Genomic DNA, 23,893 nt, shown 5'->3' on the forward strand with positions numbered 1-23,893 from the left:
TCCCCACCCAGTTGTGCTGAAAAGTCGTCAACGTGGTTGTGTCTGCCGCGTCCGCCGGTGGGGGCAGCCTCAGAAGGGCTGTCCCCACCGGCATACGGTCAGTCGCCCACGGTCTCTTCGATCTGTTCGAAGCCGCCCATCGCCCCGGCCCACAGCCTCACCTCGGCGATGTGACCGGGCACGTAGTGCTGCCACGTGCCGCCCGTGAACCCCTTGCCGACCGCGAAGTCGCCGGAGCCGACCTGGGCGGTGAACGCCTTGGCGTCGTCGTTCTGGACAGCGCCGAGGTAGAGGCTGATCGTGCCGTCGGAGGCGTTGTGGACGCCGGTCAGCCGGACCCTGCTGTCCAGGACGGCGCTCTCCGTCGAGTCGACCGTGGTGAACGTCTTGCCGTCCGCGCCGAGGCGGCCGAAGCGCCAGAAGCCGACGGGGACGGTCTTCTCCGCCGCCGCTTCCTCGTTCCACACGGTTTCCTTGCCGGTCAGCTCGTACCAGAAGCCCCAGGACGATCCGTCCGCGGTGCGCTGTCCGAGCACCTGGCCCTTGTAACCGACGCCCTTCGCCAGGAGTGCGTCGCCGTCCAGCGCGACCAGGGTCGTCGCGGTGAACGAACCGGAGTCGTCGACCACCGGACCGGCCGTCGTCGCCGCCGCGTCGGTGCCGTTGAGGACGACGGACTCGCCTTCCAGCTTCGCGCCGCCGCTCAGCGTCAGCGACCTGCCGTAGCCCGACGTCGTGTCCGCGACGGTCGTGCCGCTGCCCCGCTCCGCCGACCAGTCCGCCACCAGCTCGGCCCCGTTGAAGTCCGCGCTGGTCTTCAGCAGCGCCTCGTCCGCGATCTGCTCGTCCGTCAGCGCGGACTGCCAGGTCGCGGCCTCGTCGACGGAACCGGGGAAGTAGTCGGTGTAGGTGTCACGCCACAGCGCCCGGCCGATCTGCAGCGGCCCGCTCGCGGCCCAGGACGGTGCCACCGGATCGCTGCCCTGCAGCTTGCCGTTGACGTACAGCCTGATCTCCTTGACCGACGCGTCGTAGACCATCGCCAGATGGGTCCACGCCCCGGCGACCGCCGGCTGCTTGGCCACCACCGTCTGCTGGCTGATGTTGCCGTTCGCGTCGTCGGTCGGCGACGTACGGACCGTCCACGTGCCCACCGCGCTCTGGTAGGAGAGGTAGAAACCGCTGTAGTAGGCGCCTTCCTGCGCGAGCACGGTCTTGTTGCCGTCAGGCAGACCGTTCAGCCGCGCCCAGGCCGACACCGTGTACGAGGCACGCGTGTCGACGACCGGGGCACTGGTCGCCGCGTGACCCGCGGAACCGTCCAGGGCCAGGCCCTTGTCGGTCACCGGAGCCGTCAGCGCAGTACCCGATGCGTCACGCGTCAGAGTCCCGCGCCGCCCCCGGTCGTCCCGCGCCGCGCCTCCGGCGAGCGTCGCGTTCTGGGCACCGCCGTCCGCGGTGACCGCGTCGACCGCCGCCCCGCTCGCCTCGCCGAAGTTCCAGCGGCCCGTCCGCTGGTCGTCGTTGCTGACCAGGAAGTCGACCTGGTTGGTCGCGCCGATGCGCCCGCTGCCCACGTTGTCCTTGGCCCGCACCTGAAAGGTGAACGTCCCCGAACGCTTCGGCACCAGGCTCACCTTGGCCGTCGAACCGCTCACCGCGGACCACGTGCTCGCCGTGGAGAGCTTGTACTCGTAGGAGACGACGTTCGTGTCCGCCGTGTTCGGCGCCAGCGAGAACGTCACCGCCTGGTCCGGACGGCCGGCGGCCACACAGGAGTTGGGCAGGCACTCGGAGTACGGACTGCCGATCGTGATCCGCGGGGCCTTCGGCGCCGTCGAATCGACCTTGAAGTAGCAGTACGCGGTCGTCTCGGGGCTCATCAGGTAGCTGGCGCCGTTGTTGTAGTACGACCAGCTCCAGGCGTGGTAGCGGTACAGCGTGCCGTCGGTCAGCTTCGACCACTTCAGCGCGACGGCGGCGTTGTCGGCCGCGTAGCCCGTCGAGGGGCGCAGCGAACCGTTGCCCGCCGTGGTGTCCGACCAGGTGCCGTCGGTGTTGCGGTGGTCCAGGTCGAAGTAGATCCGCAGCTGCGCGTCCTTCTCGCCGCCCGGTTTGGTCTGTGCCACGGCCCGCAGCGTCGGTTCGGGGTCGGAGACGACCGCCGGCTTCGTGATGTCCTTCTCGCACGCCGTGCCCGACCCCGTGGCCAGGCCCACGCCGGTCGGCCGGTCCGGGAGTCCCACGAAGTCGACGGCGAGCGTCGCGTCGTTCTTGAACCGCTTCCACGCCGACGGGTCCGACTCGTCGTGCGCCCGGACCTCCAGCGTCAGCCGGGAGAACTTCCCCGCCGCGAAGTCCGCGACCGTGGGCGTCAGGTTCTCCCACGACTGCTTCGGATCGTCGTTGAACTCGATCTGGGCGTTGGGAGAATCCGGATCGCACAGGGAACCGCGCCCGGCGGACACGTTCACGTCCACCATCCAGTCCCGTTCCTTGGGACGCGTCGCCCAGGTGGTGGCGGACGAGATGTTGTCGGTACGAACCAGGTCCACCACGCGCGGGGAGCACTGGAACGCCCACGGCTCGGTGATCCGGAACGTGGCGTCCAGGACCTTCTTGCCCTTCAGGCTGTCCGGCGCGAACTCGAAGTACAGCTTCTGCACATACCCCGGGCCGCAGTAGTACCCGCTCCAGGTACCGCACTTGCCGGCACCCTTGCCCTGGTTGTCGTCGCCGTTGTCCCACCCGTACGACTCGTAGCCGTCGCTGCGCAGGAGCGTGCGCTCCGACTCGCCCCAGGAGACGACCGGGTCGATGAAGACCGGGAACGACGCTTTGTCGGTCCTGGTCAGCATGTCGCCGTCCGGGATGACCGAGAGGGAATCCTCGGTCACCTCGACGTTCATGCGGGCAACGGCATCGCCCTGGGCGGGCTCCAGACTCTTGCTGGAGAGGGCCTTGGCTGCAGGGGCGTCGAGTTCGGTGGCGTCGGCTGACGCCTCGGTCTCGGCGGCTGTCGTCCTCACCAACTGCGTCCGGGTCTCGGTCGTCGAGCCCGCGGAGTCCCACATGCGGGCGGGCGGCGCCTTGAACACGGTCTGGCCGTTGCCGTCCACGGCTATCAGGTTCTCGGCCGGGCCCTCGTGTACGTCCAGTCCCTCGGCCTTGAGCCCGAAGGTGAGCTTCTTCAGCTCCTCGGCCGCCGCGGCTTCGGGCGTCTTGACGACGAACACCGGCTGGAAGCTCTCGGGGGTCGCGGTCACCTTCAGGTCGATACCCGGCAGCACCTCGGCATACAGGGCGCTGGGGCCGTCCAGCGTGGGCGTCGGAAGCGTGCCGGGCCAGCTGAGCTCCAGCGATCTGCCCTGATCCTCGATCCGGGCCAGGGGTGTCGTGTCCCCGCCCGCTGAAAGGTCGATCCGCACCGCCGCCGCTTTGGGTGACAGCGTGCCGTCCGACGCCTTCACCAACGTCGCGTCGGGTGCCTGCCAGCCGCCGCCCGGCTTGGCCACCCGGACCGGGACGATCGACTGTTCCAGCGTGAACGTGTATCCGTCCGGGTTCGCGAAGACCGTCGTCTGCTCGGTGCGTTCACCGGTGACCTCGACACGTCGGCCGGACTCCTGCGCCTTGGCCAGCGCCTCCTGCCCCTCGCTCAGCGGAGCCGGCTCGGAGTCCGTGCCGGACGCGGACGCCTGCGGCACAGGAAACGCCACGACAGTCAGGGCCATGCCAAGGACGACCGCAGCACCCGCCCCCCTTCGCCGCCCACGTCTCAGACGTCCGACCGTACCTCTGTCTCCCCACCCGAACCGCATGAAGCTCCGCCCCCCAGAATCAACAAGATTCACAAAAAGTAAGCACATTCAAACCACACCCTTACTTGCAGTCAAGGAATCTCTACCGTCCGCAAGGGCGGTCGACCGCCACGCCTTGGGAAGCGCGACGCGGCGACACTCCACAAGAGGAGGCGACAGCAAGAGCCACTCGGGCACCCCGGGCGGCCTTGACCTCATCGAACTCGCGTGCGAATCAAGACAGTTCGGAAGGGCGGGACGGGAGGAGAGGCGCCCAAGCCTCAGAAGCTGTGGGTCGCTCCCGGAAAATCCCCCGCCCAGATCCATGGACCGAACCCCGGTCCAGTGATGAAGGTCACGTCAGATGGCGGATCGCTCTCGGGCGGGACGCGACCCCGCCGGGGAAACGATCAAGCCCAGGACACCCGGCCCAGACCGGACCTCCTTGCCGTCAACCCTCGGGCACCGAGTCGACGACACGAACGAGTTCGGCGCGAGACAGCGGACATCCCACAGGGCCAACGTCCACTGCCACGTACTGCCCTCCCAGTAGTGCACGAACGCCCGAGGGTCCGCGGCCCAGGGTGGCGTCCCGCCGAGTGATGTAGCCATGCCAGCCGTGTGGCTCCGCCCAGGGGCGAGACGGCGCCGACCGGCCGGCTCATGCGGCCGCAACGCGTGCTGCTCGCGTGCGTAAGCACCCGATCCGGCGCCGAGGCGAACACGTCGGCCAATTGACCTGCGGAGTCAAGAACCCTGCGCCGCTACACCACTCGGCGGGACACCACCCGGCCCAGCGTGGTTCAAACGGTGGGGTGCCCGAGGGCCGTCTGATGAACACCGCCATGACAGCGCTCCTTCGGGTGCCCCGTCGTCGTACACGACAGCCCCCTCAGCCGACCCGCGCCTTTGGAAGGTGCCCAACCGCAGTCACGACAAGGAAGACAGCACAGGTCACACCCGATGTGCCACACTCAGACCCTTCCCCCGGCTCCTGTCGAGAGCTCGGACCTGCGGCCAAGGGGCAAGCGCCTACCTCTTGAGCCCCACGACCGTCTCAATCGCAAGATCACCACCCCCGACCGCCGGTTCCCCCCGCCCCCATGTTCCGGGTCCCCCGCCGGGGGCACTCGCTGATCGCAGCGGATGCCGTTCTTGAAGAGGCCGGGAGTCACTGACTCCCGGCCTCTTCTTTTGGTTTCCGGGCCGCGGCGGTAGCGGAACGGGAACGGATCGGAAACGGGGGTTCTTAGGGTCGGGGGAATTGCTGGGACGGCGTGAGGGAGGGCGACGTGAGCGGGATCGTGCTGATGTCGGGGAGCGTGCGGGGCGGGTCGTACAACTCGGCGGTCGTCGCGACGGTGCGGCGGATCGTGGCGGAGCGGTTCGGCGGGGTGTGGACTGAGGTCTTGGACGCCGGGGAACTGCCGTTCTACGACGAGGACTTGGACGCCGTGGACGGGTCCGAGGCGGTCGTGCGCATGCGGGAGCGGGTGCGGGCGGCGGACGTCGTGCTGCTCAGTACGCCGTCCTACAACGGGGCCGCTTCCGGGGTGCTCAAGAACGCCGTGGACTGGCTGTCGCGGCCGTACGGTGAGAGTGCACTCGACGACAGGATCACCGTCGTGACCAGCGCATCTCCCGGGCCCCGTGGGGCCGTTGACGCTCAGGCGGGGCTCGTGGAAGTGCTCGGGCACGCGGGGGCGCTGGTCGTCGAGCATCCGCCGGTGGCCGTCGCCCACGCGGAGGAACTGATCACCACGCAGGGGGAGTTCGAGGACCCTCGGGTGCTGGCCGAGTTGGAGAGTCTGGTGCGGGCCGCGCTGGACGCGGCCGGGTGGGGGGCGGCTGGGCAGGACGCGGCCGGGCAGGGCTCGGCAGAGCAAGGCTCGGCCTCGCTCGCCGTCTGACACACGCCGGGGCACCCCCGGAACACCCCGGAACACCCCGGGACGCCCCTCGGCACGCCCCAGCCCCTACACCCCGTACACACCAACACCCCCACGCGCACCGAGAACACCGCCCCACCCCTCCCCCACCGGTCCACCGCCGGGCACGGACGGCCCCCCGTCGTCCGCGCCCGGCTTTGCCGTCGTTGCGGACTTCTCCCGTCCCCTTCCGGAAAGCGTTCGTCGCCATGAGTGAACTGTCCCGGCAGCCCCGGATCCTGCTGGTCGGACCGTCCGTGGAGGTCGTGCGGGCGGCCGGCGCGGCGGGGTTCGGGGTGTGGTCGTTGTGGGATGCGCGCCGCTGTCCGGACGCTCGACTCGCGGTCGTGTCCGAGCGGTTACTGCTCGCGGACTTCGCGGACGAGGCGGGGCTCGCGGACGCGACCGGCGCCGCCGCGGAGGCCGGGTTGTGCGTCAACCCCCCTGGCGCGGTGCGGCTGTTGGCGGACAAGGAGGCGGTGCGGCGGGTCGGTGAGGTCAACGGGCTTGTGGCAACGGGGAGTTCGGGGGCGGTCGGCGGGGCGCGGTTCCGAGTGGACACGTTGAGCGTGCACGGCATGCACCACACCGTGGGGATCACCGTCGAGACGCCGTACGGGGTGTTGTACCCGGCGCCGGTGACCGCGGGGGTCGCGGCGGCGCTGCGGTCCGCCGTCGCCTCGCTGCTGGATCTCGCCGGGTACCAGTACGGGCCGGCGTGCACGTCCGTCGTGCTGACGGCGCGCGGGCCGGTGACGACGGGGTGCCGGACCGTCGTCGCGGAGGAGCCGGTGGCGGGGCTGGTGCGGGTGGCGGCGGGGCGGGACGTGGTGGGGGACGCGTTCGGGGCGCTGGCCGGGCGGGACGTGGTGCCGGTGCGGGCGCGGGGGTTCGCGGTGGCGATCGCGGTCGGGGGGCTACTCGGGGAGCGGGTGCGGGAGTTGCCGTACGTGCGGGAGGTCGTGGGCGGATACGCCGTGGTGGGTGCGGAGTCGGTGGATCTGGTGGTCGAACTCGCGGGGTTTATCAGGGAGTTGGCGGGCAGCGGCGTGTGCTGAGGGCGTCGCCTCCCTGTCGGCGGGAACGCATCGGGATCCGTTCGGGAAGGGTGGGCGGCAGTCTTCGGGGTGTCGCCGGGAGACGGCGGCGGGGACGACTTGGCGGGAGGAGGTACTGCCATGATCCGCAAGCCCGTTCGTCGGGGCGTCAGCGCCCGGAAGTCCGCGTTCTGAGGAACGTCCTCCGTTTCTTCGAGGCAGGGAAGGAGGAACAGCCATGATCCGCAAGCCGGTTCGCCGTGGTGTGAGCGCCCGTAAGGCCGTGTCCGCCTGAGGTCGCACTCCCCCGTCCCTACGAGCTGCGTGAAGGAGGTACTGCCATGATCCGCAAGCCGGTTCGCCGGGGCGTCAGCTCCCGCAAGGCCGTCGCCGCCTAAGGCGAGGCCCCTTCCGCGTGGCGGGCACGGCGCCTTGGCGCGGTGCCCGCCACCGCTGTTCCGGGCCCCCCGGCCTCCTCCCGTACTGCCGAACACCCTTTGAAGGAGCCTGAGATGGAGTTGACCGACCGCGTCGTACGGATCGTGCACGTGCCGGGAGCCGGACTGCTGGCGGCCGATGTGACGGGCCGTCTCCACCTGTTGGACGACGATCTGCGCATCCTGCGCTCCTCCCCCGCGCCGACGGGCAGCGTCGCCGCCGGGCACGCGCCCGTGTACACGGTGACCGCGTCCGGCGACTGGGTGGTGGGCCGCGACAAGCGGGGCACGCTGCTGCGGTGGCGACTTGACACGCTGGAGCTCGTCGACGTGCTCGACGCCGACCGGACCGCCAATCGTGGGGAGTTGCTGGACGGCGAGGAGCCGTCGCCGGTGATGAGCCGGGGCATCACGGTGCACAAGGGCAAGGTCTACATGAACAACGGGTACCGCCAGATGGCCGTGCTCGACCTGGAGACGTTCGCGGTCGACCGGATCGAGCCGAACTTCGCCGGGCATGTGCCGCTGGAGTGGTTCTGCCAGGACCACCCGAGCATCGACGCCGCCTCGGACAAGGCCGGCCGGGTCTTCCTCGGCGACCTGGAGACCCTGGACTTCCCGACGGTCGTGCAGGCGGACGGCGGCAACATCCACCGCATCCTGTACGACCCGCTGCACGACCGGTTCTGGGCGACGCAGGACGACGGCGTCGACGAGAACAACAACATCGCCAACGGCGTCCTCACCCTGGACGCGCGGGGCAACGTCACCGGTCAACTCCTGCTGGCCCGCGACGACGTGGAGTTCCTGGCGTTCTCGCCGGACCACCGGACGGTGTACGTCGGCGGCTTCGACGGCGTCCTGCACCTGCTGGACAACAGCACGCCGGAGCTGAAGGTCGGCTCGACGGTCACCGGGTTCGCGCACCAGCTCACGGACTTCGCGGTGCACGACGACGGTTCGATCTACACGCTGACCCAGGACGGCGACCTGCGCCGGCTCACCGCCGACGGCACGACGACGCTGGCCCGCGCCCCGTTCCGCCGCCAGTGCGTGTGGGACATCCAACCGGCCCTGGAGTCCGAGGAGTTGTACGTCGCGACGGACGACGGTGTCGCCGTCATGGCCGTCCTCGCCGACAACCTGGGCGAGCCCTACCTCGTGACCCGCGACCACCACGTCCACGGCATGGGCTTCACCCGGCGGGTCGTGCCGCTGCCGGGCGGGTACGCCGGCGTCACCCGTGACCAGTGGGTGCTGCGGACAGACCGCGACGGCACGCAGGTGTGGCGTCACCAGGTGCCCGCGCTCGCGCACACCGTGTCGGGCTCGCCGGATCACGCGCGGCTGCTGGCCTGCCACAACGACGGTGTCGACGAACTCGACGCGGCGACCGGCGAGTTGATCGCCCGGATCGACATCGGCCGGGCCTCCGCGTGGGCGGGCTGCTATCTGCCCGGCGGTGAGCGGGTGATCGCCTCCAGCACCGGCCTCGTCACCGTGTACGCGGCCGAAGGCGACGCCGTGCTGCGGGAGTTCGACACCGAGGAGTACCCGAAGCGGATGTGGGCCGAGGACGCCGACCACCTGATCATCACCGGCGAGAACGGCGTGAAGCGCCTGTCGCTGCTGACGGGTGAAGTGACGCACCGCTGGACGGAGTTGCTGGACAACACCGTCGAGAACGGGGCGTTCCTCGGCGACACGGTGTACGCGGTGTCCTACGGTGCCCAACTCTCCGCGTACGAGCGGGAGTCGACGGAGATCACGGCGCTGGTGGAGGATCTGCCGGACTTCGCGAAGGCGCTCGCGGCGGTGCCGTTCGGCGAGCAGGGGCGGCATGTCCTGCTGGCCGGGGGGCGCGGTGGCTGGATCCGGATCTTCCTGACGGCCGCCGAGGACCGCAAGGCTCCTCTGACGCGCGTACGCGATCTGATCGTGCCCCGGCAGAAGACGATGCCGTGAGCGAACCGGAACCACAGGAGGCCAGGCCGTGAGCAAGACCGATGCGGGTGGGGGCGAGGGCGTGGACACGCCGCAGGACGGGCCCGCGCCCTTGAGCGACCCGGACGAGGCCAAGCCGTCGCCCTGGCTGGACCGGCGGTTCCAGATCTTCGCCACCGGGAACGTCGTCAACAACATCGGTGAGGCCGTCTACACCGTCGCCCTCCCGCTGTTCGTGTACGAGCGCACCGGCTCGCTCGCGATCATGTCGCTGCTCGCGGTGCTGACGCCGGCGACGCTGCTGCTGGCGCCGGTGCTCGGCGCGGTCGTGGACCGGTACGGGGCACGGGTGTTGGTGGTGCCGGGGCTGCTGGTGCAGGCCGCGGCGGCGATCGCGCTGAACCTGACGGGGCTCGCCGACGACGCGCCGGTGTGGCCGCTGTTCGTGTTCGGCGCGCTGGTGCAGATCGGCGGGGCCGGGTACCGGATGGGGTGGATGACCGGGGTCGCGCACATGTTCCCGGACAACCCGGTGCGTTCGCGGGCGAGCCTCGGGAGCCTCTACACGGTGACCAACGTGGTGGGGCCGCTGCTGGTCAGCGCCGCGCTGCTGTGGGTCGGGTACACGGGGCTCCTCTGGTTCAACGTGCTGACGTTCTTCGCGCCGATCGTGGTGTGGCTGGTCGGCGTCCACCCGCCGCGGGTGGAGCCCGGCGGGAAGGGTCAAGTCGGGCTGGTCAAGGGGCTGTTGGACGGGGTGCGGGTGATGCGGCGGGCGCCGGTGCTGCTGCACGCCATCCTCGTCTTCGTCCCGATGCTGGTCGTCGGCACGACCGGCACGATGACGCTGTCGCTGTTCCGGCTCCAGCACGACTGGGATCTGTCGCCGCGCGCGGTGGGTCTGGTGCTGGTGGCCGTCCGGATCGCCGGGGTGCTCGGGACGATCGTCGTCTCGGAGCGCAAGACGTTCCCGTTCCGCGCGATCACGCTGGTCGGGACGGTCGGCATGGGCGCGGCGCTGCTGCTGATGGCGTCCGGGTCGGTGCACGTGTTCGTGGCCGCGATGGTCGTGATGTTCGGTTTCCAGGCGGCGCTCAGCGTGGCGAGCGACCTGATGGTGTTCAAGTTCGTCCCGGCGGACGCGCTGGGCCGGGTCGGCGGGATCGTCGACCTGGTGCTGGGGCTGCCGATCCTGGCCGGGCCGCTGGTCGTGCCCGCGCTCGCCGATCTGCTCGGCTCGTCCGCCGTCTTCCTCGCCTTCGGCGCCGTACAGCTCGCCGGCCTGCTGTGGCTGTGGCGGACCTGGCGGCAGTGGGCGCCTTCCCCGCACACCTCGTCCCGAGAGGAGGCCGTCCCGGCATGAGCGACGGCAATGGCGTGAGCGACGGCACGAGTTCCGGTCCTGGCACAGGTGTTCGCGCCCGGGTGCCCGTCACCCTCAACAGGGCGGGCGCGGCGGCCGAGTTGGTCACCTTCCACGGCCTGACGGACCGTCAGGAGCATGTGGCCGTGGTGGTGGCGGCCGAGCAGCAGGCCGTCCCGCTGGTGCGGCTGCACAGCGAGTGCCTGACCGGTGACGTGTTCGGCTCTGAACGCTGCGACTGCGGACCGCAGTTGGAGGAGTCGCTGCGGCTCGTCGCGCGCGACGGCGGGGCCGTGCTGTACCTGCGCCAGGAGGGGCGCGGGATCGGGCTCTACAACAAGCTCGACGCGTACGTCCTCCAGGACGGCGGCAGCGACACCTTCGAGGCGAACCGGCTGCTGGGCCGGGGCGAGGACGAGCGCGACTACACGTCGGCGGCCGAGATGCTGCGCGCGCTGGGCCTGACCCGGATCCGGCTTCTGTCCAACAACCCTGACAAAGCTGAGCAGTTGACGGAGCTGGGCATCGAGGTCGTGGAGCGGGTGCCGACCGGGGTCTTCCTGACCGGGGAGAACGGCCGCTACCTCGACGCGAAGGCGCGGCACGCCGGCCACACCCTGCCCGTACCGAACCCCGACTCCCTGGAGGTGTCTGTCCTGTGATCCGCCACCACGGTCCGATCAGCGGAATCGCGGCCCACGACGGGAGGTTCGTGGCGACCGCCGGCTACGACAACCAGCTCGTGCTGTGGGACGTCTCGACGCGCCGGGCGCTGGCCCGCGCCTTCCACGACCACCTCGCCAACCAGGTCGCGTTCAGCCCCGACGGCCGGCACCTGGTGTCGTCGTCGAGCGACTACACGGCCCGCCTGTGGTCGGTTCCCGACCTGAAGCTCCTCGCGGTCCTCTCCGACCAGGAGGACGACGTCGAGATGTCGGCGTTCCACCCGGTCAAGCCGCTCATCGCGACGGCGTCGCGCGATCACCGGGTGCGCGTGTACGACTTCTCGGGCGCCCTGCTGCACACCTTCACCGGGCACACCGCCGACGTCATCTCGGTCGAATGGGTCGCCGGGAGCGACGAGTTGGTGTCCTCCAGCGACGACGGGACGATCAAGCGCTGGTCGGCGGAGACCGGCGCGCTGGTGTCCGACACGGACCTCGGGGAGGTCGAGACGGACACGCTCGCGGTCACGCCCGGCGGCACGGTCTTCGCGGGCAACGACGAGGGCGAGATCGTCGTCCTCGGCGCGGACGGCACGGCCACGCACCACGCGCACGAGGCCGGTATCAAGCGGCTCGTCCTGGACGCCGCGCACGGCCGTATGGTGAGCCTGAGTTACGACCGCACGATGCGCGTGTGGGACGTCACCGACGGGCTGCGGCCGGTCGCCGCCTCGACGTTCCCGGCGGACGTGTGGCCGCGATCGTGCGCGTTCCTCGACGAAGACACCCTGGTCTTCGCGACGTTCGGGTCCTCGTACGCCATCCACCGCATCGGCAGCGGGAGTTGGGACCTCGACCACGTCGAGCCGACGCACGGCGTGAACGCGGTCGCCGTCCACGAGGGTCACCAACTGACCATAGGTGACGCGGGAATTCTGCGGACGGACGGGGTGGTGACGGCCGAGACCGGCAGCCTCTGCAACTTCCTCACGCCGGCCGGCGGGCGGGTGTTCAGCGGCGGCCAGATGGGGACCGTCTTCGACGCGCTGACCGGCGAGGTGCTGCACCAGCACCGCTCGCCGCTCAACTGCGGCGCGGCGTTCGAGCGGGACGGTGTGCCGCACGTCGTCCTCGGCGCCTACACCGGCGAGGGCCTGGTCTTCTCGGTGGCGGCCGACGGGGCCGTCAAGCACGAGGCGACGCTGCCGCTGCACACGGGCGCGGTGAAGGGGGTCGCGGTCTCCGGCGGGCGGATCTTCTCGGTGTGCGCCGACGCCGCCGCGTCCTGGTTCTCCGTCGACGACTTCACCGAGACCGGGCGAGCCGACGCGGCGCACGACCGGATCGCCAACGGGTGCGCGGGGTTGCCGGGCGGGCGGTTCGCGAGTGTCAGCCGGGATCTGAAACTCCGGCTGTGGGACGGGAGTTCGGCGGTCGCGCACGACACTCCGCACGATCACTCCATCAAGTGCGTGACGGCTTCGGAGGACGGGCGGTATGTCGCAACCGGGTCGTACAACGGGGTGGTCGCGGTGTTCGACGTGGTGGGCGGGGTGTGGTCGGCGGTCCGGCGGCCCACCACCTCGGGGATCTCGTCGCTGACGTTCGACGCCGGGCGGGATGTGTTCCTGGCGGGGGCGTACGACGGACGGGTGTACGAGGTGCCGGGGGCGGAGGCGTGAACTCCCTTTGTGGAGCGGGGAGTTCGCCGTGAGCGCGGTCGTGGTGAATCCGAACGAGGTCGGGGACCGGGCGGCGATGGGGCTTCCGGAGTCCTTCGTGCGGCGCGGTCCCGAGCCGGAGTTCGACGCGGAGTTGCTGGGGGCGTCGCCGCAGGTGCTGGCCTCGGTGGCGTCGTCCGCGCACGAGCCGTTCGGGCGCAGGCTCGCCGCCGGGACCCTGCTCGCGCTCCTCGGTGACCCCCGGATCCGGGTGTTCGAACCGGAGTTGGTGGCGGTGCCGGCGGCGAAGGTGACCATCGGGATCCCGTCGGAGCGGGTCGCCGAGGTGGCCCGGCGGTGGTCGCACGTCGGCGTGCTGGAGGAGTGGATCGCGAAGGAGGCTCCCCAACACGACGTCGACATCGCGGAGTTCAGGATCGGCCGGTACCCGGTGACCAACGCCGAGTACCGGGTGTTCCTGGAGGAGACGCGGGCGACCTGGCTGCCCACCTCGTGGCGATTCGGCGTGTTTCCACGGGAGTTGGCCAACCATCCCGTGTGGGGTGTGCCGGCCGAGGCCGGGGACGCGTACGCCGCCTGGCTGGCGCGGCGCACCGGGCGGCTGTTCCGGCTGCCGACGGAGGCCGAGTGGGAGTACGCGGCGTCCGGCGGGGACGGGCGGGAGTATCCGTGGGGCGAGGGGTTCCGGGCGGAGTGCGCCAACACCGTCGAGGCGGGGCCGCTGACGACCACGCCGGTCGGGATCCACCCGGCGGGGCGCAGTCCGTTCGGGCTGGACGATGTCGCCGGGAACGTCGAGGAGTTCGTCGCGGACGACTACCGGGCGTATCCGGGGGGTGCTCCGGAGCCGGACGACCTGCTGCTGACGCGGGGGTCGTACCGGGTCGCGCGGGGCGGGAGCTTCACGCGGTACGGGGATCTCACGCGGTGTGCGCGGCGGCACGGGTGGTACGACAAGGCCATCTACGCGATCGGGTTCCGGCTGGCGGAGACGCCGTGAGGCCGGGTCACCGAATCTGATTCGGTCCGCATTTGATTCGGTGACCCGGGAAAATGTTTCGGGTCCGAACCTCGCAAAGTATTCGCCTCGTTGAACGCACCAGCCCCGCCCTGCCCCACAATCGCTCGAAACAGCGGTGCGGAACCACGCTGATTCGGTCATCCCCGCTCGCACTCGGAGCGGGGCACGGGGGCTGGGAGAGGGTACGTGGCGTATGGGAAACCAGCAGACGTCCGCTTCAACATCCTTGGTTCGCTCGAAGGCTGGCACGGTGACCGGCGGCTGAAACTCGGCAGTCCCACCCAGGAGCGGGTGCTCGTCACCCTGCTCCTGGAACCCGGCCGGATGATCCCGGTCTCCCGGCTGGTGGCCGCCGCCTGGGACGACGAGCCACCGCAGACGGCGGCTCACCAGGTCCGCAAGGCGGTCGCGGCCCTGCGCACCCGGATCCCGGGCGGCGCGGGCCTGATCGCCACCGACGGCACCGGCTACCGTGCCGTCCTCGCCGACGACCAGCTCGACCTGCACGAGTTCAACCGGCACACCCGGCTGGCCCGCGAGGCGTCGGCGGCCGGGCAACTCCAGGTGGCCGTCGAGGAGTTGCGGGCTGCCGTCGGACTGTGGCGGGGCCCGGTCCTCGCGGGCGCGGGCGGGCCGGTGCTCGCCGCCGCGTCCGCCGCCCTGGAGGAGCGGCACATGGCCGCCGCCGAGCAGTACCACGGGCTGCGCCTCGAACTCGGCGAGGCCGCCGAACTCGTCGGCCCGCTCCGCGAGTTGATCGCCTCGCATCCGCTACGGGAGGCGCTGCGCGGCCAGTTGATGCTGGCCCTGTACCGGTCGGGGCGCCAGGCCGAGGCGTTGGAGGAGTTCACCCGGGTCCGTGAACTGCTCGTCGAGGAGCTGGGGATCGACCCGGGCACCGAACTGACCCGCCTGTACGAGGCGATCCTGCGCGACGGCCCCGAGGTCGCCCCGCGTCCGGCGGCCGTCCACCCGGCGCCGGAGCCCAAACCGGCCGAGCCGCCCCGGACGTTGCCCTATGACCTGCCCGACTTCACCGGCAGGCAGGGCGAGTTGGCGCGGATCGTCGCCGCCGGACGGACGCCGGGCCGGGGAGCGGCGCGGATCGTCGGGGTGGACGGCATGGGCGGCAGCGGCAAGACCGCGCTCGCCGTGCACACCGCGCACCGGCTCGCCGAGGAGTATCCGGACGGCCAACTCTTCGTGGACCTTCGGGGGTTCAGCCCCGGCGAGAAGCCGCAGGAGGCGGGCCCTGTCGTCGACTCGCTGCTGCGCAGCCTGGGTGTGACGGACGACCGGATGCCCGAGGGGCCGGAGCGCAGGCTCGCCCTCTGGCAGCGGCTGTGCGCCGGGCGGCGGCTGCTGCTGGTCCTGGACAACGCCGTGGACGCCGCGCAGATACGGCCGTTGCTGCCGGCGGCGGACTCGTCGGGCGGCTGCCTGGTGCTGCTCACGAGCCGGATCCGGATGCTCGACCTCGACGGCGCGGAGTGGCTGTCCCTCGAACTCCTCTCCCCCGCCGACAGTTTCGCCCTCCTGGAACGCACGCTGGGCGCCGAGCGGGTGGCCGCCGAGCCTCAAGCGGCCCAGCGGCTCGTCCAGTTGTGCGGGGGGCTCCCGCTGGCACTGCGGATCACCGCCGCGCGGCTGCGCAACCGGCCCCGCTGGACCCTCCAGTACCTCGTCGACCGGCTCGCGGACGAGACGCGCCGGCTGTCCGAACTCAGCGCCGGGCAGCGGAGTGTGGAGGCGACGCTGCGGCTGTCGTACCAGGCGATGGAGGAGCCCCGGCGGGCCGCGTTCCGGCTGCTCGCCGAGCATCCCGGGTCCACGCTCGACGTGTACTCCGTCGCCGCGCTGCTCGGCGGCGACGTCCGCACGGCCGAGGACACGCTGGAACACCTCCTCGACAGCCACCTCCTGGACCAGCCGGAGATGGGGCTCTACAGCTTCCACGACCTCGTGCGCACCTACGCGTTGGGGCTGCGCGGCGCCGAGGACGATCCGCTCGGCGCGATGCGCCGGCTCGTGTCGTACTACGTGCGCGCGACGGAGGCGGCCTGCGACGCGCTGTTCCCCGGGCGGACGCGGTATGCGGCCGACTCGGGTCAACAGGCTTGGCCGGTACCGGAGTTCGCGTGTGGGGAGCGGGCGTTGGAGTGGCTGCGGCGGGAGCACGACGCGTTGCGGGCGGTCACCGAGCGGGCGGCCGCGGCGGGGTTGCACCGTGACACCGTCGTCCTCGCCCGGAATCTCATGTTCTACCTCAACCTCCTTGGCCGGCATGAGGAGTTCGGGGCGGGGGCGCGGCTCGCGGTGGCGTCGGCGCGGGCGCTCGGGGATCCGCTGCTGCTGCGGGTCAGCCTCGGGAACCTGGGGATCGCGCACTGGTGGCTCGGGGCGTTCCAGGAGGGGATCGACGCCGCCGAGGAAGCGCTCGCGGTGGACGCCGGGGACCCGTCGACCGAGGCGTTCTGTCTCGACGTCCTCGGGCTGCTGCACGGCGCGTTCGGGAACTTCGAGCGGGCGCGGGCCCATCTGGAGCAGGGGATCGCGCTGCACCGCTCGCTCGGGGCGGCGCGGATGGAGGCGGAGGCGCTGGCCAACCTCAGCTCCGTGCTGACCTGGAGCGGGCGGCACGCGCAGGCCGCCGGGCACGCCGCGCGGGCCGTCGAACTGAACCGGCGGCTCGGGGAGCGGGGCAACGAGATCACCTCGCTGACCTGGCTGGCACTCGCCCATCTCGGGCTCGGTGAGGACGAGCGGGCGCGGGTGTGTCTCGCGCAGGCGCTCGAACTGTGCGACGAGGGGCTGCGGCCGGGGAACGTGGCGCTGGTGCACGCGTACTGGGCGTTGCTGTGCCAGCGGCGGGGACGGGAGCGGGAGGCCGCCGAATTCGCCGAGCAGGCGCTGGAGTTGGTGTCATCGCGGGGAACGTCCGTGCGGCAGGCCGCCGTTGGGAACGTGGTGGGGGTGGTGCGGCGGCTCCAGGGTGATGCTTCGGGGGCGTTGGAGCTGCATCGGCGGGCGCATCAGCTGGCCTCGACGGTGGGGTATCAGATCGAGGCGGCGCGGGCGTTGTGGGGGATGGGGGAGGCGGTGGGGGTGTTGGGGGACGCGGAGGCTGCCGCGGGGTATCGGGGGGCGGCTGAGGTGTTGTTCGAGGGGATGGGGGTGGGGAGTTCGGGGCGGGGGCGTTTGGGGGTGTGGTGAACGCCGGGGCGGTGAGGGGGCGTTCGTGGTGAAGGCGGGCCGCCTTGGTGAGGGGGCCCGCCTTCGTTTCCGTCCGTGTGGGCGTTCAGGACTCCACGTTGCCGGGGCCCCGGTCGTCCGTGTGGGTCGGCTTGGTGCGCTGCGTGGTCGTCCGCATCGGGGTCCCCCTGTGTCGCGATGTCGCTGTGTCGCCGTGTTCCTGTGTCACCGATGGTCGGGGGCGGCGTTCCCCGTCGCTTCCCGGGTCGTTCCCGTTGTGGCGGGGGCGGTCAGAGGGCCGTCCAGGTGAACGCCACCGAGTCGCCCGCGTTCAGCTTGAACTGGCAGCCGCCCACGGGGGTTTGGACGCCGTTGACCGAGATGCTCCAGTAGGCGGTGGTGCTCGCGGGGACGCCCTTGACGGACTCCACGAGGTAGTCGTCGAACGACGGGTACCAAGTGCCGTCCCAGGTGAAGCCGTTGAGCTTCGCGGCGTCGTCCAGGGCGGCCGTGGGGGTGGGGACGGGCGAGGGGTTGGCGCCGGCGTTCGTGCCGTCGCAGGTGTGGGTGCCGCCGGTCGCGGGGGTGACGTCGTGACCCTTCGTCTTCACCTTGCCCTTGAACAGGGTGCCGTCCGGGCCCCGCACGGTCAGCTTGACCTTGACCGGGGCGTTGGTGTCCGTCCGGGCGGCCGACGGCCACTCCGTGTTGGCCTGGGCTGTCACCGGGGCGGCGAAGAGGGCGAGGGTGAGGACGGTCGTGGTGATCGCGGTGCGGCGCATCTGCGGTGCCTTCCTGTACGGAACTCGGATCAACGGCCGTAAGGAGTCTACGGGTTGATGGGGGGCCTACCGTTTCTGGGAGGCGAGTATCAGCTCGGCCGCGCGTGCCTTGAGCGCGGCGTCCGCCTTGGTCGCGTCACCGGCGTCGAAGGGCGGCTGGGGGTCGTACTCGATGCCCAACTGGATGGCGCGCGCGGTGTGTTCGTCGGTGAGGCGGGCGGCGAGGTACAGGGCCATGTCGATGCCGGCCGAGACGCCGGCGGCGGTGATGATGCGGCCCGACTCGACGTACCGCCGGGGCAGGTACGTGACGTCGTAGTGCGTCTCCAGGTACTCCGCCGCCGACCAGTGCGTCGTCGCCTCACGGCCGTCGAGGATGCCCGTCGCCGCGAGGATGACGCTGCCGGTGCAGACGGATGTCGTCCAGCGGGTGCGGCGGTGGATCGCGCGGATCCAGTTCTGGAGGGCGGGGTCGGTCATCGCGCCGATCGTGCCGCGTTCGTCTCCGCCGGGGATCAGGAGGACGTCGAGGTGGTCGACCTCGGTGAACGCGCGGTCCGCGAGGACGGTGGTGGCGAGGGTGTCCGTGCTGATGGGGCGGCGGCGGTCGGCGATCATCGTGACCTCGGCGCCGGGGAGGCGGGACAGGACCTCGGTGGGGCCGGTGGGGTCGAGGAGGCTGAAGCCGTCGTAGAGGTAGACGCCGATGCGGAGGGTGGGGGTGGCGCGGGTGGTAGAGGTGGTGGGGGTCGTACGGGTATGAGGGGTTGTACGGGTACTAGGGGTTGCCTGGGCTCGGCCGACGGTGGTGGCGGTGAGGGCTGCGGCGGCGGTCGCGCCGAAGAGGGTGCGGCGGGCGAAGGTGCTCTGGGCGGGGTGCGCGTTCGTGGCGTGATCGTTTGTCATGGGGCCGGAGTCTGGCGTGGTGGGGCCGGGAGCGGGGCCGGCATGTCCGGGATCCTGCGAAGGGTGTCCCCCGTGACCCCGTAGTGGTCGAGGAACGCCTGCCTCAGGGTCTCCGGCGTGCGGAATCCGCAGCGCAGGGCGATCGCCGCGAGCGGGAGGGAGCTGGTGCGGGCGAGGTGCGCGGCGGCCTCGGCGCGGGCCCGGCGGACCGCTCGCGCGGGGGTCGTGCCGAGGTGCGCGGCGAACAGGCGGGTGAGGTGGCGGGTGCTGACGCCGGCTCGGGCCGCGAGGGCGGGCGGGGTGAGGTCGTCCGCGAGGTGCGCGTTGATGTGGGCGGCGAGGTCGCGCACGAGGCGGTCCTCCGGGGGCGGGGCCGCCAGGAACGTCGATATCTGCGCCTGGTCCGCCGGGCGGTGCAGGTGGGTGACCAGTTCGCGGGCGACCTGGCGGGCGAGGGTGGGGCCGTGGTCGTCCTCGATGAGGGAGAGGGTCAGGTCGAGCGCGCTGGTGACGCCGGCCGAGGTGTAGACGTCGCCGTCGCGGATGTAGAGCGGGCGGGCGTCCACGGCGACCTCCGGGTGTCTGCGGGCCAGCCGCTCGCCCCACGCCCAGTGGGTCGTCGCCCGTCTGCCGTCCAGGAGGCCCGCCGCCGCGAGGACGTAGGCGCCGGTGCAGACCGAGGCGAGGCGGCGGGTGTGCGGGGCGAGCCTGCGTAACTGGGCGAGGAGACGGTCGTCCGCCGCCGCTTCCTCGCAGCCCGCGCCCCCTACGACCATCAGGGTGTCCACGGGGCCGGTGACCGTCGTCAGGTTGTGCGCGGCGGTGAGGAGGATGCCGGCGGAGGTGCGGGTCACGGGTGGGCCGGTGGTGGCGAGTTCGATCGTGTACGGGGGTTCGGCGCCGAAGCGGTTGGCCAGGTCGAGGGCGCCGCTGGGGCAGGCGATGTCGAGGATCTGGGCGTCGTCGTAGGCGATGAGGAGGACTCGGCGGGGGGTTGGGGGCATGGGGGTGGGGTCCTGGGTGGGTGGGGTGAGAGGGGTGGGAACGCTGGGTGGGAGGGCGGGGGTATTACGGGGTGTACGGGGTGGTGGGCCGTAGCTCTGGAGTACTACGGGGTGTACGGGTGCCCCGGCTCACGGGCGGTACGGTGCCGTGCTCGCGCGGACGATCAGGTCGACCGGGATGACCGTCGGGGGCGTCTCGGGGTCGGGGCCCGTTTCGATGCGGTGGAGGAGGGCGTGCAGGGAGCGCGTGCCGATCTCCTGGAAGTCCGTGCGGATCGTGGTGAGCGGCGGGAGGTAGTGCGCGGCCTCGGGGACGTCGTCGTACCCGACGATGCTGACGTCCTCCGGCACCCGGCGGCCCGCCTCGTGCAGGGCGCGCAGCACGCCGAGGGCCATCTGGTCGTTGGACGCGAAGACGGCCGTGACCTCGGGGTTCTCGGCGAGCCGTCGGCCGAGGTCGTACCCGGAGTCCGCGCTCCAGTCGCCGACGAGGGGTTCGGGGACCGGCGCGCCGGCCGCCTTCAGGGTCTGTGCCCAGCTCTCGGCGCGGCGGCTGGCGGAGGTCCAGCCGGTGGGGCCGGCGACGTGGTGGACGGTGGGGTGGCCGAGGGAGAGCAGGTACTCGGTGGCCTTGCGGGCGCCGGTGTGCGCGTCGGCGGTGACCATGGGGGTGCCGTCGCCGAGGTCGTTGTCCATCATGACGAGCGGCAGGTCGAGGTGGGCCTCGGCGAGGGCGGCGGCCATCCACAGCTGGGGGGCGATCGCGATGATGCCGTCCGCGCCCTCGGCCGACAGCCGCTCGACCGCTTCGACGACGGTGTCGGGGTCGGCGGTGTCCAGCGCGATCGAGCTGACGAGGTAACCGGCTTCCTGCGCGGCCGTGTTGACGGCGGTGAGGGTGGAGGCGGGGCCGTAGCGGGCGGCGTCGAAGGAGATGGCGCCGAGCATCCGGGTCCGGCCGCTGGCCAGCGAGCGCGCGCTGCGGCTGGGCCGGTAGCCGAGGGTCCGCATCGCCGCGCGCACCGCTTCGCGGGTCTCCGCCCTGACCGCCGGGTTCTCGTTCAGCACGCGGGACACGGTCTGCTTGCTGACCCCCGCCAGCCGGGCCACGTCCTCCATCACCGGCCGGTTCCCCGCGAAGTTCCGCCGACTACGCCCGGCTCCCTTCGTCCCCGGGTTCCCGGCAGCGCCTCTCGTCATGGTGGGTGCTTCTTCCCTCGGCCGTCCCCCGGCCCCGTCCGTCCCGGGACCCCTGGGCCGCCGGCGCTGGGGTGGCCGACGGATTCACAGGATAGGACGGGGGTGGGTGGCTCTGAGGGGGTACGGGGCGTACGGGTGGGGTGGGGCGGGGGTCGGGGGTGCTACGGGGTGTAGGGGGCGGTCGGGGGAGCTCCGGGGGGCTACGGGTCGTACGGGACGGTGGGGAGTAGTCCCGGGGGACTACGGGTCGTACGGGGCGACGGGCCGTAGCTCTGGAGTACTACGGGGTGTACGGGCCGGCGGGCCCTGGCTCCGAAGTACTACGGGTCGTACGGGGAAGCGGGCCGTGGCTCCGAAGTATTACGGGGCGTACGGGTCGGCGAGCCTCGGCCCTGAAGTACTACGGGTCGTACGGGTCGGCCAAGGGCACCCCGGAGTACTACGGGTCGTAGGAGTCAGGCGCGGCCTCGGCCCTGGCCACCGCGCGCCCCACCTCACCCCGGCCCACAACCTCACCCCCACCCCAACCCGCCCCGCCTCGCCCCCGGACAGGTCAGGGGCGAGGCGGGGGCTGGGTCGGTCGGTCAGCGGAGAGTCCAGACCCTGGACGTGACGATCTCCGCGTCGTGGATCTCGGCCGTCTCCGCGCGCTCGACCGGCAGGGACACCCGGGCGGACGGGTCCGCGGGCAGTATCCGTACCGTCAGCGGCTCGTCCTCGGGGAGCAGGTCGAGGCCGATGTCCCAGGGTCGGCCGGAGTAGAACTGGTCGGCGATCAGCCGCTCCCCCGCGTACGCCCGTGCCACGTCGCCGCGCCAGTGGAGGCGCAGGACGCCGGGCCGGCCGGTGGGCGGGACGTGGACGCGGTGGACGGCGGCCGAGTCGGCGTACGCGTGGTCGCCGGGCGCGCTGGCCCGTCGGAGGACGCCGGTCTCGGGCCGGGGCGCGTCCCCCGCGGGTCGTACGGGTTCGACGACCGGCAGGGGTACGGGTACGGGGTCAGTGGTGCCGGTCAGGGTGTACCGCGTGAGGACCCCGTCCGGCGCCGCCGTGACCCCGTGTCCCTCGGGCGTCCGCTCCGGCGCGGGGAAGACGGCGAGGGAGACGGTCTCGGCGCTGTGCGGGGTGCGCCCGTGCAGCCGCACCTCGTCGCGGTGTGCGTCGAGGACGACGCCCTCGGCGGAGAGGATCAGGCGTTCGGCGCCCCAGGCGTGCCCCTTGTAGGCGGTGCGGGCGGTGGCGGCGTCGAGGACGAGGACGGCGACGCGCTCCTCGTCGGGGTTCTCCGCCTCGATCCAGGCGTCGGTGCCGGGGCGGATGCCGGTGATCAGTACGCCGTTCCCGTCCTCGTGCGCCGGTCCGGCCTCGGCGCCTTCCGGCGCGGCGAGCAGCCCGGCGCCGCCTCCGAGGGCGACCTCGACCGGCACGCCGTCGGTCGCGGCGAGCACGAGGACCGTGCGGCCGCCGTCCTGAACGGTGCACACCGGCTGGGCAGTTGCCCAGTCGATCCGCAGTCCGGCGAACGGCATTCTCAACGGCCAGCAGAAGTAGGCGCCTTGGGGGATGGTGACGGGCCGGCTGGGGAGGGTCAGCCCGTCGACGGTGAACGTCGTGTCGGGGTGGGCGGTCAACTCCTCGTGCGGTTGGTGGTTGTTGACGAACAGGAACCCGGCCTCCCCGTCGGTCCGCACGGCCCACCGGAGTGTGGTCAGGTCGTGCTGTCCCGTCGGCGCCGCGTCCGGCAGGACGGAGTCCATCGGTGCGAGGCGGTCTCCGAAGTCGGCCAACATCAGGTGTTGGAGCCGGAGTTCGTCGTAGGAGTCGCGGTACTGGCCGTACTCGCCGAGCGGTGCCTGGAAGTCGTAGGTGAGGGCGGGGAGGTCGTTGGGGTAGCCGGTGGCGTGGGACTCCTGGAGGCCGGGGCCCGGGTTGGTGCCGCCGTGGAACATGTAGTAGCCCTGCCACACGGATCCGCAGCCGATCTTCGTGAGCCCGAGCGCCCCGACGTCGGCGGCGTCGACGCGCGGCCTGCGGTGGTAGGCGACGGCCATGCCACCGCCCAACTCGCAGGTGGCCCAGGGGAATCGCTCGGCGTAGGCGGCGGAGTCGACGCCGCGCACGGTGGTGGGGCGGAGGTCGGCGCCGATGCCTTCGTCGTCGCGCTGGTGGGTGAAGAAGAAGTGCTTGCGGCAGGTGTCGGGCCAGCCGCCGTCGGCCTCGGTCCAGAAGGTCTCGGGGTAGCCGCCGTAGAGCGGCATGAGTTCGTCGCCGGGAAGCTGAACGCCGCCCCAGGCGGTGGAGGTCCACAACGGGGCGTCCAGGCCCGCCTGTTGGGCCGTCCGCTTGAGAGTGAGCAGGTGGTCCGGCTGGTCGTACAGCTCGTTCTCGATCTGGATCGCGACGATCGGTCCGCCCGACGCCCGGTCGAGTCCGGCGAGTTGGGTGGCGATGGCCTCGAACCAGGGCTGGACGGCGGCGAGATAGGCGGGGTCGTCGGTGCGGGTGGCGTCGGTGCGGGCGAGGACCCAGTCGGGCAGGCCGCCGTTGCGTACCTCGGCGTGGGACCAGGGGCCGATGCGGGGGATGAAGTCGAGGCCGTGGCGGGCGCAGAGTTCGGCGAAGCGGCGCAGGTCGAGGTCGCCGTCGAAGCGGGGCTCGGCCTCGGTCCGCTGGTGGTGGATCCAGATGACGTACGAGGCGACGGCGGTGACTCCCGCCGCCTTCATCTTGAGGAGTTCTTCCTCCCAACTCCCGTTCGGGTAGCGGGAGTAGTGGAACTCGCCGGATACGGGGAACCAGGGCCGCCCGCCCCGTGTGAGCCAGCGGCTGGTGACCTCGACGGGGTCGGGGACGCCGGGGGCGTCACGGAAGGGGAGGTGTCCGGTGCGGGGTGGGGCGGGCGGGGCGGGGAGGCGCAGGTGGTGCTTCAACG

General features: G+C 71.7%; 14 protein-coding genes. 8 read left to right on the top strand and 6 right to left on the bottom strand.

Annotated elements, in window-relative coordinates; genetic code table 11:
* Window positions 1-98: 98 nt before the first annotated feature.
* Window positions 99-3,734 carry a laminin G domain-containing protein gene (locus IAG44_RS12595; protein ID WP_187747221.1) on the bottom strand — a complete coding sequence of 1,212 codons (3,636 nt, stop codon included), beginning with the start codon at window positions 3,732-3,734 and terminating at the stop codon, window positions 99-101.
* A 1,358-nt stretch (window positions 3,735-5,092) separates the two neighbouring features.
* On the opposite strand from IAG44_RS12595, the gene IAG44_RS44270 reads away from it, so the two are divergent.
* The 8 genes from IAG44_RS44270 to IAG44_RS12635 all read left to right on the top strand — a co-directional run bounded on the left by IAG44_RS44270 (window position 5,093) and on the right by IAG44_RS12635 (window position 17,090).
* Window positions 5,093-5,710, top strand: coding sequence for an NADPH-dependent FMN reductase (locus IAG44_RS44270; RefSeq protein WP_187747222.1), 618 nt, complete (start codon window positions 5,093-5,095; stop codon window positions 5,708-5,710).
* 227 nt (window positions 5,711-5,937) lie between these two features.
* On the top strand, window positions 5,938-6,786 hold the full coding sequence (locus IAG44_RS12605; protein ID WP_187747223.1) for an ATP-grasp domain-containing protein: 849 nt from the start codon (window positions 5,938-5,940) through the stop codon (window positions 6,784-6,786).
* A 491-nt stretch (window positions 6,787-7,277) separates the two neighbouring features.
* The gene (locus tag IAG44_RS12610) at window positions 7,278-9,167 is read left to right on the top strand and encodes a WD40 repeat domain-containing protein (RefSeq protein WP_187747224.1); all 1,890 of its coding nucleotides are present in this window, start codon (window positions 7,278-7,280) and stop codon (window positions 9,165-9,167) included.
* Window positions 9,168-9,195: 28 nt separating this feature from the next.
* Window positions 9,196-10,509, top strand: a complete 1,314-nt coding sequence (locus tag IAG44_RS12615) for an MFS transporter (protein WP_187747225.1) — start codon at window positions 9,196-9,198, stop codon at window positions 10,507-10,509.
* Complete coding sequence (locus IAG44_RS12620) at window positions 10,506-11,171, top strand: GTP cyclohydrolase II (protein ID WP_187747226.1); 666 nt, start codon at window positions 10,506-10,508, stop codon at window positions 11,169-11,171. Before IAG44_RS12615 ends, IAG44_RS12620 begins: the two co-directional genes overlap by 4 nt.
* Window positions 11,168-12,856: a WD40 repeat domain-containing protein gene (locus tag IAG44_RS12625; RefSeq protein ID WP_187747227.1), complete on the top strand. Its 1,689-nt coding sequence runs from the start codon at window positions 11,168-11,170 to the stop codon at window positions 12,854-12,856. Before IAG44_RS12620 ends, IAG44_RS12625 begins: the two co-directional genes overlap by 4 nt.
* Window positions 12,857-12,932: 76 nt before the next feature.
* A complete protein-coding gene (locus tag IAG44_RS12630) occupies window positions 12,933-13,856 on the top strand; it encodes a formylglycine-generating enzyme family protein (protein ID WP_246563986.1) in 924 nt (307 codons plus the stop codon).
* Window positions 13,857-14,063: 207 nt separating this feature from the next.
* The gene (locus IAG44_RS12635) at window positions 14,064-17,090 is read left to right on the top strand and encodes an AfsR/SARP family transcriptional regulator (protein ID WP_343075730.1); all 3,027 of its coding nucleotides are present in this window, start codon (window positions 14,064-14,066) and stop codon (window positions 17,088-17,090) included.
* A gap of 269 nt (window positions 17,091-17,359) precedes the next feature.
* On the opposite strand, the gene IAG44_RS12640 is transcribed toward IAG44_RS12635, so the two are convergent.
* The 5 genes from IAG44_RS12640 to IAG44_RS12660 all read right to left on the bottom strand — a co-directional run bounded on the left by IAG44_RS12640 (window position 17,360) and on the right by IAG44_RS12660 (window position 23,891).
* A complete protein-coding gene (locus IAG44_RS12640) occupies window positions 17,360-17,851 on the bottom strand; it encodes a DUF4430 domain-containing protein (protein ID WP_187747229.1) in 492 nt (163 codons plus the stop codon).
* A 66-nt stretch (window positions 17,852-17,917) separates the two neighbouring features.
* Window positions 17,918-18,757 carry a DJ-1/PfpI family protein gene (locus IAG44_RS12645; RefSeq protein WP_187747230.1) on the bottom strand — a complete coding sequence of 280 codons (840 nt, stop codon included), beginning with the start codon at window positions 18,755-18,757 and terminating at the stop codon, window positions 17,918-17,920.
* Window positions 18,754-19,761, bottom strand: coding sequence for a GlxA family transcriptional regulator (locus tag IAG44_RS12650; protein ID WP_187747231.1), 1,008 nt, complete (start codon window positions 19,759-19,761; stop codon window positions 18,754-18,756). Before IAG44_RS12650 ends, IAG44_RS12645 begins: the two co-directional genes overlap by 4 nt.
* 129 nt (window positions 19,762-19,890) lie before the next feature.
* Complete coding sequence (locus tag IAG44_RS12655; RefSeq protein WP_187747232.1) at window positions 19,891-20,961, bottom strand: LacI family DNA-binding transcriptional regulator; 1,071 nt, start codon at window positions 20,959-20,961, stop codon at window positions 19,891-19,893.
* A gap of 584 nt (window positions 20,962-21,545) precedes the next feature.
* Window positions 21,546-23,891: a beta-galactosidase gene (locus tag IAG44_RS12660; protein ID WP_187747233.1), complete on the bottom strand. Its 2,346-nt coding sequence runs from the start codon at window positions 23,889-23,891 to the stop codon at window positions 21,546-21,548.
* Window positions 23,892-23,893: the final 2 nt, after the last annotated feature.

Origin of the sequence: Streptomyces roseirectus (genome assembly GCF_014489635.1) — a bacterium.
GTDB lineage: Bacteria > Actinomycetota > Actinomycetes > Streptomycetales > Streptomycetaceae > Streptomyces > Streptomyces roseirectus.

Bases quoted from the DNA above. Each gene is read 5' to 3' on its own strand.
- IAG44_RS12595 (WP_187747221.1), bottom strand. From the start codon at position 3,734: ATGGCCCTGACTGTCGTGGCGTTTCCTGTGCCGCAGGCGTCCGCGTCC.
- IAG44_RS12605 (WP_187747223.1), top strand. From the start codon at position 5,938: ATGAGTGAACTGTCCCGGCAGCCCCGGATCCTGCTGGTCGGACCGTCC.
- IAG44_RS12610 (WP_187747224.1), top strand. From the start codon at position 7,278: ATGGAGTTGACCGACCGCGTCGTACGGATCGTGCACGTGCCGGGAGCC.
- IAG44_RS12620 (WP_187747226.1), top strand. From the start codon at position 10,506: ATGAGCGACGGCAATGGCGTGAGCGACGGCACGAGTTCCGGTCCTGGC.
- IAG44_RS12630 (WP_246563986.1), top strand. From the start codon at position 12,933: ATGGGGCTTCCGGAGTCCTTCGTGCGGCGCGGTCCCGAGCCGGAGTTC.
- IAG44_RS12640 (WP_187747229.1), bottom strand. From the start codon at position 17,851: ATGCGCCGCACCGCGATCACCACGACCGTCCTCACCCTCGCCCTCTTC.
- IAG44_RS12645 (WP_187747230.1), bottom strand. From the start codon at position 18,757: ATGACAAACGATCACGCCACGAACGCGCACCCCGCCCAGAGCACCTTC.
- IAG44_RS12650 (WP_187747231.1), bottom strand. From the start codon at position 19,761: ATGCCCCCAACCCCCCGCCGAGTCCTCCTCATCGCCTACGACGACGCC.
- IAG44_RS12655 (WP_187747232.1), bottom strand. From the start codon at position 20,961: ATGACGAGAGGCGCTGCCGGGAACCCGGGGACGAAGGGAGCCGGGCGT.